Annotated in this window: 15 protein-coding genes; all 15 read left to right on the top strand. The window is 29.9% G+C overall.

Translation table 11 applies throughout. The features are described from left to right. Positions 1-140 precede the first annotated feature (140 nt). A complete protein-coding gene (locus BQ2505_RS00610; RefSeq protein ID WP_074015900.1) occupies positions 141-1229 on the top strand; it encodes a tetratricopeptide repeat protein in 1089 nt (362 codons plus the stop codon). Between the two features lie 29 nt (positions 1230-1258). Beyond that, complete coding sequence (locus BQ2505_RS00605; RefSeq protein WP_074015899.1) at positions 1259-1453, top strand: heavy-metal-associated domain-containing protein; 195 nt, start codon at positions 1259-1261, stop codon at positions 1451-1453. 149 nt (positions 1454-1602) lie between these two features. After that, positions 1603-3882 carry a heavy metal translocating P-type ATPase gene (locus tag BQ2505_RS00600; RefSeq protein WP_074015898.1) on the top strand — a complete coding sequence of 760 codons (2280 nt, stop codon included), beginning with the start codon at positions 1603-1605 and terminating at the stop codon, positions 3880-3882. Between the two features lie 381 nt (positions 3883-4263). Then, complete coding sequence (eutA, locus tag BQ2505_RS00595; protein ID WP_074015897.1) at positions 4264-5694, top strand: ethanolamine ammonia-lyase reactivating factor EutA; 1431 nt, start codon at positions 4264-4266, stop codon at positions 5692-5694. Positions 5695-5717: 23 nt separating this feature from the next. Then, positions 5718-7085 carry an ethanolamine ammonia-lyase subunit EutB gene (locus BQ2505_RS00590; protein ID WP_074015896.1) on the top strand — a complete coding sequence of 456 codons (1368 nt, stop codon included), beginning with the start codon at positions 5718-5720 and terminating at the stop codon, positions 7083-7085. 11 nt (positions 7086-7096) lie between these two features. Continuing rightward, positions 7097-7984: an ethanolamine ammonia-lyase subunit EutC gene (gene eutC / locus BQ2505_RS00585; protein WP_074015895.1), complete on the top strand. Its 888-nt coding sequence runs from the start codon at positions 7097-7099 to the stop codon at positions 7982-7984. An 84-nt stretch (positions 7985-8068) separates the two neighbouring features. Continuing rightward, positions 8069-8722, top strand: coding sequence for an ethanolamine utilization microcompartment protein EutL (eutL, locus tag BQ2505_RS00580; RefSeq protein ID WP_074015894.1), 654 nt, complete (start codon positions 8069-8071; stop codon positions 8720-8722). A gap of 10 nt (positions 8723-8732) precedes the next feature. Continuing rightward, a complete protein-coding gene (locus BQ2505_RS00575) occupies positions 8733-9197 on the top strand; it encodes a BMC domain-containing protein (protein WP_074015893.1) in 465 nt (154 codons plus the stop codon). Positions 9198-9226: 29 nt separating this feature from the next. Further along, positions 9227-9511, top strand: a complete 285-nt coding sequence (eutM, locus tag BQ2505_RS00570) for an ethanolamine utilization microcompartment protein EutM (RefSeq protein ID WP_143403511.1) — start codon at positions 9227-9229, stop codon at positions 9509-9511. A gap of 77 nt (positions 9512-9588) precedes the next feature. Beyond that, the gene (locus tag BQ2505_RS00565; protein WP_074015891.1) at positions 9589-11028 is read left to right on the top strand and encodes an acetaldehyde dehydrogenase (acetylating); all 1440 of its coding nucleotides are present in this window, start codon (positions 9589-9591) and stop codon (positions 11026-11028) included. A 180-nt stretch (positions 11029-11208) separates the two neighbouring features. Next, on the top strand, positions 11209-11994 hold the full coding sequence (locus BQ2505_RS00560) for an ethanolamine utilization protein (RefSeq protein ID WP_074015890.1): 786 nt from the start codon (positions 11209-11211) through the stop codon (positions 11992-11994). An 11-nt stretch (positions 11995-12005) separates the two neighbouring features. Next, positions 12006-12599 (top strand): ethanolamine utilization protein, encoded by a 594-nt coding sequence (locus BQ2505_RS00555; RefSeq protein WP_074015889.1) that lies wholly within the window; start codon positions 12006-12008, stop codon positions 12597-12599. Between the two features lie 3 nt (positions 12600-12602). Further along, entirely contained in the window at positions 12603-12851 is a 249-nt protein-coding gene (locus BQ2505_RS00550) for a EutN/CcmL family microcompartment protein (RefSeq protein ID WP_074015888.1), read from the top strand. A gap of 8 nt (positions 12852-12859) precedes the next feature. Further along, a complete protein-coding gene (locus BQ2505_RS00545; RefSeq protein ID WP_074015887.1) occupies positions 12860-13171 on the top strand; it encodes a hypothetical protein in 312 nt (103 codons plus the stop codon). Beyond that, entirely contained in the window at positions 13171-14250 is a 1080-nt protein-coding gene (gene eutH / locus BQ2505_RS00540) for an ethanolamine utilization protein EutH (RefSeq protein ID WP_074015886.1), read from the top strand. Before BQ2505_RS00545 ends, eutH begins: the two co-directional genes overlap by 1 nt. The last annotated feature ends 4 nt before the right edge of the window (positions 14251-14254 follow it).

The raw sequence follows: 14254 nt of genomic DNA, 5'->3' as shown, positions 1-14254 counted from the left end.
TAATATGGACGTCAGAGACTTTATTTATTTTTTATTTGTAATAACAAGTAAATAAAAAAATAATTAAATTTCTAATATAAAAAAAATACTTTTTATGGTAGAATGTACAAAATCTTAGAAAGGTTTATAAATAAGAAATTATGGAAAAATTTGAAAGTTTATTTCAAGATGAAAAATATGATGTAATCATTGATGAAATAAAAAAAATAAAAAAAGAAGAATTAACTTCAGAAATTCTTAGTTATCTTGGAAAAACATATATTGCTATATCTGAATATAGACAAGCAATTGATGTATTAAAAGGAATAGAAGCTGAAGAAGGAAAATCATTTTTATGGAATTATAGAATAGGGAGTGCTTATTTTTTTGAAAACGAATATGAAAATGCTATTACATATTTTTTAAAAGCATTTAATATAAAACCGGAAGCGGAAGGAACAAAAGAATACTTGTTGAGATCGTATATAAGTCTCGCTGAATTAAAAGAAGATGAAAATGAAATAGAAATTGCTATAAAATATGCTTTTGAAGCTAGAAAATATGTTGAAACATTAGAGGATAAAATCTATTGTGAATCAAATATAGCTTGGATTTTAAATAAGATATCTAGATGGGAAGAAGCTAAAGAATTATTAGAATATGTATTGCAACTAGGAAGAAATGATGATTGGATTTATTCTGAACTTGGTTATTGTCTAGGAGAAATGAAAGAATATAAAAAATCTTTAGAGTATTATCTGAAAGCAGTAGAAGTTGGAAGAAATGATATTTGGATATGCTCACAAATAGCTTGGACATACGGTGTAATAAAAGACTTTCAAAAATCTTTAGAGTGGTATTTTAAAGCAAATGATTTAGGAAGAAATGATAAATGGATAAATATTCAAATAGGTTTATGTTATAGAGCTTTAGGAGATTTTGAAACAGCTTTAAAGAACTATCTTTTAGCTTACAAATTAGACAATGGAAAGGATATATTTTTAATTTCTGAAATAGCTTGGACATATAGGGCTTTAGGGAAATATAGTGAAGCTTTAGAATATCTAGAAATAGTTGAAAAACTAGGTAGAAAAGATATATGGTTTTATTCTGAAAAAGCAGCTATTGAGTTTGAAATTGGAGAATATGAAGAGTCGTTAAAAAATTTAAAAAAAGCCGAAGAATTAGGTAGAAAAGATAAGTGGTTATTTTTTATGATGAGTGAAAATTTAAAGAAAATAAAAGGATAAATATTAAAATATAAATTAGGAGGAGTTTTATGAAATTAAATTTGAAAATTGAAGGTATGGCTTGTGAACATTGTGTAAAATCTGTAAAGAAGGCGTTAGAAGAGATAGACGAAATAAAAGTCTTAGATGTTAAAGTTGGTTCGGCAGAAGTTGAAGTTAAAGATGAAAGTGTATTAACTAAAATAAGAGAAAAATTAGATGATGCAGGATATGATTTAATATAAACAAAGTCTCTGACGTCCGTATTAGTCCGAAGAGCCTGTATTTATCCAGCTCGTAGAACTCATACGGCTGTCAAGAGACTAATTTTAATATTTAAATTTAATAAAAAATCTGATTAACTTTTAGTAATTGTTTATAGAATGAGGGAAAAATGGAAGATTTAACAAAAGAAAATTTTAAAAAATTAGAACTAAAAATAGAGGGAATAAGTTGTCAAGCTTGTGTAGCAAAAATTGAAAGAAAATTATCTAGAACTAATGGAGTAAAAAAAGCATTAGTTAACATTTCAAATAATATGGCTGATATTGATTATAATGAAAGTGAAATAAAAGCTAGTGAAATAACAAAAATTATTGAAAAACTTGGGTATATTCCTAAAAAAAGAGAAGACTTGAGAGAAAAGGAAGAAAATATAAAAGCAGAAAAAAAATTAAAAAATGAATTAGCAAAGACTAAAATAGTTGTTTTATTATCATTTATATTAATGTATATTTCTATGAGCCATATGTTTTCTATGCCTTTGCCAAGTTTCTTGAATCCGGAAATAAAAATATTAAACTATGTATTGACTCAATTAGTTATAACGATAATAGTTATGTGGATAGGTAAAATATTTTATAGAGTTGGATTCAGGCAATTAATAATGTTAAGTCCAAATATGGATAGCTTGGTGGCTGTTGGAACAAGTTCGGCATTTGTATATAGTTTGTATATAAGTTATAGAATTTTTGCTGAAAGTAATGTTCATTTGATGCATTCCTTATATTATGAGTCGGCAACAATGATTATAGCTTTTGTTATGCTAGGAAAATATTTAGAAACATTGAGTAAGGGAAAAGCTTCAGCAGCTATCAAAAAATTAGTTAATTTTCAAGCAAAAAAAGCTAATATAATAAGAAATGGTGAAATATTTGAAGTAAATATTGAAGAAGTTTCAAAAGGAGATACTGTTTTTATAAAACCTGGAGAAAAAATCCCTGTTGACGGAGTAATTGTAGAAGGGCATTCCAGTATAGATGAAGCTATGATTACAGGGGAAAGTATACCAGTTGAAAAAGGAGAAAACGACAGTGTATACAGTGGAAGTATCAACAAAGATGGAGCTTTAAAAGTTCTTGTAAATGCAACAAAAGATGAAACTTTAATTTCAAAAATAGCAAAACTTGTTGAGGACGCTCAAATGACAAAAGCTCCAATAGCAAAACTTGCAGATAAAGTGTCTTTGGTATTTGTTCCAACAGTAATTACAATAGCAATAGTGGTATCTTTAATTTGGTGGTTTGCTATAAAATATAATGCTGTTAGAATAATAGGAAGTCCATTTGAATTTGTTTTAACAATATTTATTTCTATACTTATTATAGCTTGTCCTTGTTCGTTGGGACTTGCAACTCCTACAGCAATAATGGTTGGTACAGGTAAAGGAGCAGAATTAGGGATACTTATTAAATCTGGAGAGGCACTGGAAAAATTAAATAGAATAGATACTATCGTTTTTGATAAAACTGGTACTTTAACAGAGGGAAATCCTAAAGTTATAGATATTATAAGTCTTAGTGATTTAAGTGAAGATGAAATTGTAAAAATAGCTGCTTCTATGGAAAAAAATTCAGAACACCCACTAGGAAAAGCTGTCTATGAAAAATTAAAAGAAAAGAATTTTTCTGAATACGATATTAGAAATTTCTTATCAATTTCTGGTAGAGGAGTTATTGGAGAAATTGAGAATAATAAATATTTTTTAGGAAATAGAAAATTATTAATTGAAAATAATATAGGGAATATCAAAGAAGAGCTAATACATAAGTATGAATTAGAAGGTAAAACTACTATATTATTGGCAGACAAAGATAATTTAATAGCTTTTATTACAATAGCAGATGTTATTAGAGAAGAAAGTATTCAGTTAATAGAAAAATTAAGAAAAGAAAAAATTGAAACATATATGCTTACTGGAGATAATGAAAGAACAGCTAAAGTTATAGCCAAAAAATTGAATATAGATAATGTTATTGCAGAAGTTTCACCAGAAGATAAATATAAAAAAGTTAAAGAGTTACAGGAAAAAGGTAAGAAAGTTGCAATGGTAGGAGACGGAATAAATGATTCTCCAGCACTTGCTCAAGCAGATGTTGGATTAGCAATAGGTAGTGGGACAGATATTGCAATAGAGAGTGCAGATATAGTTCTTATGAATAAGAATATTGAAGTGATACTTACAGCAATAAGATTAAGTAGAGCTACAATAAAGAATATAAAAGAAAATTTATTTTGGGCGTTTTTCTACAATACTTGTGGAATACCAATAGCAGGAGGAATACTTTACTTATTAACTGGCCATTTATTAAATCCAATGATAGCTGGTCTTGCTATGGGATTGAGTTCTGTTTCTGTTGTGACTAACGCTTTAAGATTGAAGAGATTTAAATAAGATAAAATTATTTGATTTAATCTATTAAAAAAATATATTGACAAAATATAAAAAATAGAGTTTAATATAGGAGAAAGTAAAATTTATTATACTTTCTAATAAATGATACAAGTTAGGAACAGAATGGTTCAGAGAAATGTATCAGTTGTGATAAAATTAATACTTAATTTTATAATTTTTGATAATGGCGTCAAAAAATTTATTAAAAAATTTAAGTGATAATTAATTTTGAAAAATTAGAAATGTAATAAAATTTATAAAATTAGAATAATAAAATAAAAATGGTATACAACGGAGTATATTAATTAAAAAGCAATGATGCTGGCAAATAGGATTTTTTTCTATTTCCAGCTTTTTTTATTCTAAAAAAAGGAGTTGTCTATGAGAGAAGAAATTAATAGTGTTGGGATAGACATAGGAACATCAACAACACAGGTTGTTTTTAGTAAAATAGTCTTAGAAAATACAGCTTCTGGAGCGAGAGTACCTCAAATAAAAATTATATCTAAAGATGTAGTTTATAGAAGTCATATTTATTTTACGCCATTAGTAAGTCAAACTGAAATTGATTCTCAAGGTGTAAAAAAAATTGTGGAAGAAGAATATAAAAAGGCAGGTATGACACCATCTTCTATATCTACTGGAGCAGTAATTATTACTGGAGAAACTGCTAGAAAATCAAATGCAAATGAAGTATTAAATGCTTTAAGTGGAATGGCAGGAGACTTCGTTGTTGCAACTGCAGGGCCAGATCTTGAAAGTATAATAGCAGGTAAAGGTTCTGGGGCTATGGCTTTTTCAGAAAAAAATAACACTAGAATATTTAACTTGGACATAGGTGGAGGAACAACTAATATCTGTTACTTTGACAGAGGAAAGGTAATGGATACAACTTGTTTAGACGTAGGTGGAAGACTTATAAAAATCAATACTGCTACAATGACTATTGATTATATAAGTGATAAATTTACAAAACTTATTTCGAGATTAGGACTTAATATTAAAGTTGGTTCTAAATGTGATAAAAATGAAATAGTTAAATTATGTAAAGAAGTTGCAGATATTCTATTACAATCAGTTTCTTATAAAACAAAAACTGATAATTATGATTTGTTGATAACTTACAAAGATTTTCATACAAGAAACAATGAACTTGATTATGTAAGTTTTTCTGGGGGAGTAGCTGATCTAGTTTATAATGATTATAGTGGTGATGAATTCAAGTATGGAGATATAGGAATAGTACTTGGAAAAGAAATAAAGAAAGCTTTTGAAACAGCAGGAGTTAAGTTCGTAAAAGTTGGAGAAACTATAGGAGCAACTGTTGTAGGAGCTGGAAATTATACTACTGAAATAAGTGGAAGTACTATAACTTATACTAATGAAGACATTCTTCCAATCAAAAATATTCCGGTTATAAAAATGAGTAAAGAAGATGAAGAAAATTTATTCGAGTTCAAAGAAAGACTAGAACAAAGATTGGATTGGTTTAGAAATAACGAAGGAAGACAAGATGTTGCTATTGGTATTGTTGGAGACAGCAATATGAAATACAAAAAAATAGTTGGTTTAGCAGACGCTATAACACAAGTATTTAAAAGTGTTCCAAGACTTATTGTAGTAGTTGAAAAAGATATTGGTAAGGTTTTGGGTCAATGTTTAATGTTGAATACAAATGGTAAAACTGACGTTGTCTGTGTAGATAGCATAAGCGTAAACGATGGAGATTACATTGATGTTGGGAAACCTTTGGGTATGGGTAGTGTGCTACCAGTTGTTGTAAAAACACTGGTGTTAAAAAACTATAAATAGTAAAAAATATAAGAGGTGAAAGTATGATATTAAGTGTAAAGCTATTTGACCATGTTTACAATTTTTCTTCTTTAAAAGAAGTAATGGCAAAAGCAAATGAAAGAAAATCTGGAGATGCACTTGCTGGTATTGCAGCTAGTTCAGCGAAAGAGAGAGTTGCAGCAAAAGTAGTTTTATCAAAAGTTACTTTAAAAGATTTAAAAGAAAATCCTGCAGTTCCATATGAGGAAGATGAAGTTACAAGAATTATAATTGATGACTTAAATCTACAAATTTATGATGAAATTAAAGATTGGACAGTTTCTGAATTAAGAGAATGGCTTTTAAGTGAAGAAGCTACTCCTGAAAAAATTAACTGGATCAGAAGAGGATTAACATCTGAAATGATCGCAGCAGTTGCAAAATTAATGTCTAACATGGACTTAATCGTAGCAGCTAAAAAAATTGAAGTACATGCTCACTGTAATACAACAATTGGTGGATACGATACTCTAGCAGTAAGATTACAACCTAACCATACAACAGACGATCCTGATGGAATAATGATATCTACATTAGAAGGATTAACATATGGAATGGGAGATGCTGTTTTAGGATTAAACCCAGTTGATGATAGTGTTGATAGTGTTATGGCAGTTATGGAAAGATTCCATAAAATCAAAACAGACTATGAAATACCAACTCAAACTTGTGTATTGGCTCACGTTACTACACAAATGGAAGCAATAAGAAGAGGTGCTAAAGTAGACTTAATATTCCAAAGTATAGCAGGTTCTCAAAAAGGAAATGAAGCTTTCGGAATAACAGGAACTATGATAGAAGAAGCAAGACAACTAGCTTTAAAACAAGGTACAGCTGCTGGACCAAATGTAATGTATTTTGAAACAGGACAAGGTTCAGAATTATCTTCAGATGCTCACAATGGAGCAGACCAAGTTACTATGGAAGCTAGATGTTATGGATTTGCAAAAAGATTCCAACCATTCCTAGTAAATACAGTTGTTGGATTTATAGGACCTGAATACTTATATGATAGTAAACAAGTTATAAGAGCTGGACTTGAAGATCACTTCATGGGAAAACTACATGGATTACCAATGGGAGTTGACGTATGTTATACTAACCACATGAAAGCAGACCAAAGTGACGTTGAAGTTCTTGCAACATTATTAACAGCAGCAGGATGTAACTATTTCATGGGAATTCCAGCTGGAGACGATATAATGTTGAACTATCAAACAACAGGTTTCCACGATAACCAAAGCTTAAGAGAATTATTTGGTAAAAAACCTATAAAACCATTCCATGAATGGCTAGTAAAATATGGATTTATGACAGAAGATGGAAAATTAACTGAGAAGGCTGGAGATCCTTCAGTATTTCTTAAATAAGGAGGAGAAAAATGGTTTCTGAATTAGAACTAAAAGAAATTATAGGAAAAGTATTAAAAGAAATGTCGGCTGAAGGACAAGTAAAAGCATCAGCACCAGCAGAAGCTAAAAAATCTTCTGAAAGTCATATAGAAGATGGAATCATTGATGACATTACAAAAGAAGATTTAAGAGAAGTTATAGAATTAAAAAATGTAGCAAATAGGGAAGAGTTATTAAAGTATAAAAGAAAAACTCCAGCAAGATTAGCCATTTCTAGAGCTGGATCAAGATATACAACTCATACTTTGTTAAGATTAAGAGCAGACCACGCTGCAGCTCAAGACGCTGTTTTAACAAATGTAAGTGAAGAATTTTTACAAGCTAATAATTTATTCACAGTAAAATCAAGATGTGAAGATAAAGATCAATATATCACAAGACCTGATTTAGGAAGAAGATTAGATGAAGAAGCTGTTAAAACATTAAAAGAAAAATGTGTACAAAATCCTACAGTACAAGTATTTGTTGCGGATGGATTAAGTTCTACAGCAATAGAAGCTAATATTGAAGACTGTTTACCAGCTTTATTAAATGGATTAAAATCTTATGGAATTTCTGTAGGAACTCCATTCTTTGCAAAACTTGCAAGAGTTGGTATAGCAGATGATGTTTCTGAAGTTGTAGGAGCAGAAGTTACTTGTGTATTAATAGGAGAAAGACCTGGATTAGCAACTGCAGAAAGTATGAGTGCTTACATAACTTACAAAGGATATGTAGGAATTCCTGAAGCAAAAAGAACAGTTGTTTCAAATATTCATATTAAAGGAACACCAGCTGCAGAAGCAGGAGCCCATATTGCACACATAATTAAAAAAGTACTAGATGCAAAAGCAAGTGGACAAGATTTAAAATTGTAATTTTACAGTAAAAGTAGTTTATTAGTATGTAATTTACTTACTTTTACTAGATATTAAATAAAATTAAAAAGTGTGGAGGTAAAAATGATAAACGACGCTTTAAGAGCAAGTGTATTATCTGTAAAGTTAATACCAAATGTTGATGCTAAAATGGCAGAAGAATTAAATCTTCCTAATGGATACAGAAGTATAGGAATTATAACAGCTGACAGTGATGATGTTACTTACACTGCATTAGATGAAGCAACAAAAATGGCAGAAGTTGTAGTTGTATATGGAAGATCATTCTATGGAGGAGCAGCTAATGCAAATACAAAATTAGCTGGGGAAGTTATAGGAATTATAGCAGGACCTAATCCAGCTGAAGTAAAAAGTGGATTAAATGCTGCTGTAGACTTTATTGAAAATGGAGGATGTTTCTACAGTGCAAACGAAGATAATACAATTCCTTACTATGCACATTGTGTATCAAGAACAGGAAGTTACTTATCAAAAACTGCAGGAATAGAAGAAGGAGAAGCTTTAGCATACTTAATAGCTCCACCTTTAGAAGCAATGTATGCATTAGATGCTGCATTAAAAGCTGCAGATGTTAGACTTGCTGCTTTCTTTGGACCACCTTCTGAAACAAACTTTGGAGGAGGACTTTTAACAGGAAGTCAATCAGCATGTAAGGCAGCTTGTGAAGCATTCGCAGATGCTGTTAAATTTGTAGCAGCAAATCCTACAAAAATCTAAGGAGTAAAAAATGAAAGCACTTGGACTAGTTGAAACAAAGGGTATGGTTGGTGCTATTGAAGCAGCTGATGTGGCTTTAAAAACGGCTCAAGTTGAACTTATAAACAAAGTTCACACAAAAGGTGGACTTGTATGTATTGAAATTGAGGGAGATGTGGCAGCTGTAAAAGCAGCAGTAGAAGCAGCGGTAACAGCAACAAAAAATTTAGGTGTATATATAGGAAGTCATGTTATACCTAGACCCGATGATTCTGTTGAAAAAATTATTAATAGAATACCAACTCCTTCTGAAAAAACTGAAGTTGAAAAAAAGGATGAAACTCCTGTTGTAGAAGCAGAGCCTGAAATTAAGATTGAAGTTAAAGAAGAAGTTGAAGAAAAAGATTTAAAATCAATTGAAGAAGAAATAGAAGAAATCAATGAGATTTTAAAAGTTAGTAAAAATAAAAAAGTAAAAAATAAAAGTAAAAAATAATATTTAATTTAAAAGGAGAGATGAATAATATGTCAACATTAAACGCATTAGGAATGATAGAAACTAAAGGATTAGTAGCAGCAGTAGAAGCAGCTGACGCAATGGTAAAAGCAGCTAACGTAACATTAGTAGGAAAAGAATTAGTAGGTGGAGGACTTGTAACTGTTATGGTAAGAGGAGACGTTGGAGCTGTAAAAGCTGCAACTGATGCAGGAGCAGCAGCAGCAGATAGAGTTGGAGAATTAATATCTGTACATGTAATCCCTAGACCTCACTCAGAAGTTGAAGTAATATTACCAAAATTCGACAAATAATAGTTTAAAATTAAATAAGGGTGACAGAGGGTCACCCTTATTTTGAATAGTTAGAAGTAAGAACGGAGGATCATAAAATGGATAAAGATTTGTTATCAATCCAACAAGTGAGAGACTTAGTAAAAGCAGCTAAAACAGCTCAAAAAATATACGCTAGTTTCACACAAGAACAAATAGATAAAATAGTATATGCAATAGTACAAGAAATGAAAAATCACTATGTTGATTTAGCAAAAAAAGCTCATGAAGAAACAGGTTTCGGAAAATGGGAAGATAAAGTAATTAAAAATAAATTTGCAACAGAATTTCTTTATGATTACATAAAAGATATGAAAACTGTTGGAATTTTAAATGAAACTGAAACAGTTACTGAAGTAGGAGTTCCTATGGGAATAGTTGCAGCTTTAACACCATCAACTAACCCTACATCTACAGCTATCTATAAAACATTAATTTCATTAAAAGCTGGAAATGCTGTTATAGTAAGTCCACACCCTAATGCAAAAAATTGTGTTATAGATACAGTTAAATTATTACAAAAGGCAGCATATGCTGCTGGAGCACCAGAAGGGTTAATAGGAGTTATTGAAATCCCTACATTAGAAGGAACAAATGAATTAATGAGATCAAAAGATACTTCTATAATACTTGCAACTGGTGGAGAAGCTATGGTAAGAGCTGCATATAGTTCAGGAAGACCAGCTATCGGAGTTGGACCAGGAAATGGACCAGCATTTATAGAAAAAACTGCTAATGTAAAAGAAGCAGTAAGAAAAATTATTGAAAGTAAGACATTTGATAACGGAGTTATTTGTGCATCTGAACAATCAGTAATAGTAGAACCTTGCAATAAAGAAGCTGTAATGGAAGAATTTAGAAAGCAAGGAGGATTCTTCTTGTCTAAAGAAGAAAGTGATAAGTTAGGAAGATTTATATTAAGAGCTAATGGAACAATGAATCCGCAAATAGTTGGAAAAGATGCTCAAACATTAGCAAAATTAGCAGGATTAAATATTCCTTCAAATGTTAAAGTATTATTGTCAGAACAAAATACTGTATCAAAAGCAAATCCATATTCAAGAGAAAAATTAACAACAATTTTAGCTTTCTATGTTGAAGAAAATGCAGAAAAAGCATGTGAAAGAGCAATAGAATTACTTGAAAATGAAGGAGAAGGACATACTTTAATTATACACTCTGAAGATAAAAATATTATAAGAGAATTTGCATTAAAGAAACCAGTTTCAAGAATGTTAGTAAATGTAGGAGGATCACTAGGAGGAGTTGGAGCTACAACAAATCTAGCACCAGCATTTACTTTAGGTTGTGGAGCAGTTGGAGGAAGTTCAACTTCTGATAATGTAACTCCAATGAACCTAATTAATATCAGAAGAGTTGCAACAGGAGTTAGAGAATTATCAGATTTCAAAAAAACTGTTGATTACTCATCTTCAACTACAACAAATTCAGATGTAGAAGATATGATTAGAAGAATTATAGCTGAGTACAGAAAATAAAATTAAGAATATATTCCCAGCTTTAAAAATAAAGTCCCTTGGCAGCCGTATGAGTTTTACGAGCTCAATGAACATAGGCTCTTCAAACTAATACGGACGTCAGGGATTAATTTTTACTTTTTAAATTTATACTTTCCTATAGATAAAAAGATAAGAGGGGATATCTAATGTGGAGGGAAAATGGTTTTATCAGAAGACATTCTAAAAATTAAATATAGAAAAGAGCCTTTTGATACATTTGAAGTTGAAAAGGGAACTCTTTTAACACCTTCAGCTAAACAATTCTTAACTGAAAAAGGGATAGAGCTAATAATAAAAGGAGAAATTTCTACTTCAAACACTTCTACAACAAAAAATAAAGAAGTAGTTTCTGAAAAAGAAGAAGTTAAAGAAATTTTTGAAAAGCCTAAATATGTAGGTAAAAATGGAGAATATTACTTTGAAAAACCAGAATATATGACTCAAATTGATGGTAATGTTCTAGTTGCTAAAAATAGTAAACAAATTAGATTTAGAGGTAAGATGGATACTTTCTTAGCAGATTTATTATTAACTACAAAAGAATTAGTGCTATCATTTCCTAATGAAAAGTTTGTAAAAGATATGGAGAGTATAATAAAATTTCTACAAAATATCATTGTAGCAGAAAAATTAGATAAAATTTTAGAAAATCAAGTTTTATTAGATTCAAAAACAATTAGAGATATTAAAGAAATTTTAGAAAACCCAAAAGATTACTTTAAAAAAGGGCATTTATTAGAAGTAAGCCTAGAAAGTGATTTAGCTATTCATAAATTGAATAAATTAAGATTCTTAGCTAGAGAACTAGAAGTTGAAGCTATTAATTATTTGGTTGAAGACTATAAGGTTAACAGAAAAGATTTACTAGAAGCATTCAATATATTGAGTGATGTTATATATCTAGTAATATTGAAAATAAATAATGGAAACTATGATTTGAGATAAAGGGGTAAATTATGGAAAATAACTTTAATGAAGAATACATAGTTGAATTAATAAAAAAAGAATTAAGAAAAGTTTTATCAAGTAATTCAGGAGAGTTAGAAGCAAAAAAAGACATTTGTTTTCTTGGAGAAGATGAAGAAATAAGAGAATTTTTAAGTCAAAAATTTAATTTTATTGAAGAAGCACACACAGTTATAGTATCACAATTAAGTTTAAAAAATTTGTTTAATATCTCTAATGCAGTTTATGATGACAGTTATGAAGAAAAAATTATAAAAGCTCTTTTAAATAATAAAGAAATAGTCATCATAAAAGAGGGAATTGAGTTTTCCAAATATGAAAATATTCCTACATTGTTGCTAAAAAAATATGAAAGCTATATTTCACAAATAAAGTCTTATGGAATAAAAGTTGAAACAAAAGATTTTTATCTAAATTCTATATTAAAAAAGGAAGAAGTTTTCAATTCAAAATTACTTGATTTAGCTAATTTAAAAAAGTTAGAAGAAAAAGGAATAAGAAAAGTGGTATTAGATAATACCATAGTAACAAGTTCAGCAATGGAATATGCAAAAGAAAAAAATATAGAGATATCAAAGAGGTAGAATATGATAATTGGTGAAGTTATTGGGAATGTTTGGGCAACAAAAAAATATGATGGTTTAGAAGGACTTAAATTTTTAATAGTAAAAACTGAAACAAATGGTAAAATGGTAGCTTTTGATGCTGTTGGAGCTGGAATAGGAGAAAAAGTTATAGTTGCAACTGGAGGAGCAGCCAGAACAATTTATAAAATGCAAGATAGACCAGTAGATGCAGCAATCATTGGAATTATTGATGGAATGGATGAAGAATAGGTGGTAATATGTCAAAGAAATTTATAACATTAAAAGATGTAGAAGAACAAATTTCTAGCGGGAAAATTTATGTAGAAGAAAAAGCATTTTTATCATCAGCACTAAAAGATTATGTAAGAGAAAACAATATCGAAGTTGTTTATGGTAAAGAAGCTTGTACAGAAAAACCTGCTATTTCATCTTGTGGATGCTCAAAATCTTCGGATGATTTTTCAGAAACTGCAAAGTTAATTGAAAATATATTAAAGAAAGATTATTCTATACAAGATGAACAAATGATAAATAAAATTACAAAAATTATAAGAGAGGTACTTAGATAATGGGAATAAATGAAATTATTATTTATATAATGGTATTTTTTATGGCAGTTGGAGCTATAGATAAATGCTTAGGAAATAAATTTGGTTATGGAGAAAAATTTGAAGAAGGAATTATGGCTATGGGAGCTTTGGCTTTATCAATGGTTGGAATAGTTTCTTTAGCTCCAGTTTTAGCTAATATCTTAAGACCAGTAGTTGGACCTGTATATTCTGCATTAGGTGCTGACCCAGCAATGTTTGCTACAACTTTATTAGCAAATGACATGGGAGGGTATCCTTTAGCAATGAGCTTGGCTCAAGATCCAATGGTTGGTAAATTTGCAGGACTTATATTAGGATCAATGATGGGAGCAACTGTAGTATTCACAATACCAGTAGCATTAGGAATTATTGAAAAAGAAGATAGACCTTTCTTAGCAAAAGGGGTTCTTGCTGGAATGGTAGCTATTCCATTTGGTTGTTTAGTTGGAGGATTAGTGGCTGGTTTCCCATTACTTACTGTAGTTAGAAACTTAGTACCAATTATAATTTTTGCTGTATTAATAATAATTGGATTATGGTTAATTCCTGAAAAAATGACAACAGGATTTACATATTTTGGAACAGGAGTTGTTGTTGTTATAACTATAGGACTTGCTGCAGCAATAATCGAAAACTTAACAGGAATAGTTATTATACCAGGAATGGCACCAATTGGAGAAGGTATGGGAATAATTTGGTCAATAGCAATAGTATTGGCAGGAGCTTTCCCACTAGTACATTTTATTACAAAAGTATTCAAAAAACCACTTGAGAAAGTAGGAGAAAAATTAGGAATGAATGAAATAGGAGCAGCTGGACTTGTTGCATCATTAGCAAATAATATTCCTATGTTTGGTATGATGAAAGATATGGATGCTAACGGTAAAGTAATAAACGTCGCTTTCGCTGTTTGTGCAGCATTTGTATTTGGAGATCACTTAGGATTTACTGGTGGAGTTGATAAAGCTATGATAGCTCCGATGATAGCTGGAAAATTATCTGGAGGAATTTTAGCAATAATTATAGCTAAAGTATTATTTACTAAAAAATCTAAATAGAATT

The organism is Fusobacterium massiliense (genome assembly GCF_900095705.1).
GTDB classification, from domain to species: Bacteria; Fusobacteriota; Fusobacteriia; order Fusobacteriales; family Fusobacteriaceae; genus Fusobacterium; species Fusobacterium massiliense.
Note: the sequence above shows the minus strand (reverse complement) of the source record. Positions and strands in the feature narration are given on the sequence as shown.

Bases quoted from the DNA above. Each gene is read 5' to 3' on its own strand.
- BQ2505_RS00610 (WP_074015900.1), top strand. From the start codon at position 141: ATGGAAAAATTTGAAAGTTTATTTCAAGATGAAAAATATGATGTAATC.
- BQ2505_RS00605 (WP_074015899.1), top strand. From the start codon at position 1,259: ATGAAATTAAATTTGAAAATTGAAGGTATGGCTTGTGAACATTGTGTA.
- BQ2505_RS00600 (WP_074015898.1), top strand. From the start codon at position 1,603: ATGGAAGATTTAACAAAAGAAAATTTTAAAAAATTAGAACTAAAAATA.
- eutA (WP_074015897.1), top strand. From the start codon at position 4,264: ATGAGAGAAGAAATTAATAGTGTTGGGATAGACATAGGAACATCAACA.
- BQ2505_RS00590 (WP_074015896.1), top strand. From the start codon at position 5,718: ATGATATTAAGTGTAAAGCTATTTGACCATGTTTACAATTTTTCTTCT.
- eutC (WP_074015895.1), top strand. From the start codon at position 7,097: ATGGTTTCTGAATTAGAACTAAAAGAAATTATAGGAAAAGTATTAAAA.
- eutL (WP_074015894.1), top strand. From the start codon at position 8,069: ATGATAAACGACGCTTTAAGAGCAAGTGTATTATCTGTAAAGTTAATA.
- BQ2505_RS00575 (WP_074015893.1), top strand. From the start codon at position 8,733: ATGAAAGCACTTGGACTAGTTGAAACAAAGGGTATGGTTGGTGCTATT.
- eutM (WP_143403511.1), top strand. From the start codon at position 9,227: ATGTCAACATTAAACGCATTAGGAATGATAGAAACTAAAGGATTAGTA.
- BQ2505_RS00565 (WP_074015891.1), top strand. From the start codon at position 9,589: ATGGATAAAGATTTGTTATCAATCCAACAAGTGAGAGACTTAGTAAAA.
- BQ2505_RS00560 (WP_074015890.1), top strand. From the start codon at position 11,209: ATGGTTTTATCAGAAGACATTCTAAAAATTAAATATAGAAAAGAGCCT.
- BQ2505_RS00555 (WP_074015889.1), top strand. From the start codon at position 12,006: ATGGAAAATAACTTTAATGAAGAATACATAGTTGAATTAATAAAAAAA.
- BQ2505_RS00550 (WP_074015888.1), top strand. From the start codon at position 12,603: ATGATAATTGGTGAAGTTATTGGGAATGTTTGGGCAACAAAAAAATAT.
- BQ2505_RS00545 (WP_074015887.1), top strand. From the start codon at position 12,860: ATGTCAAAGAAATTTATAACATTAAAAGATGTAGAAGAACAAATTTCT.
- eutH (WP_074015886.1), top strand. From the start codon at position 13,171: ATGGGAATAAATGAAATTATTATTTATATAATGGTATTTTTTATGGCA.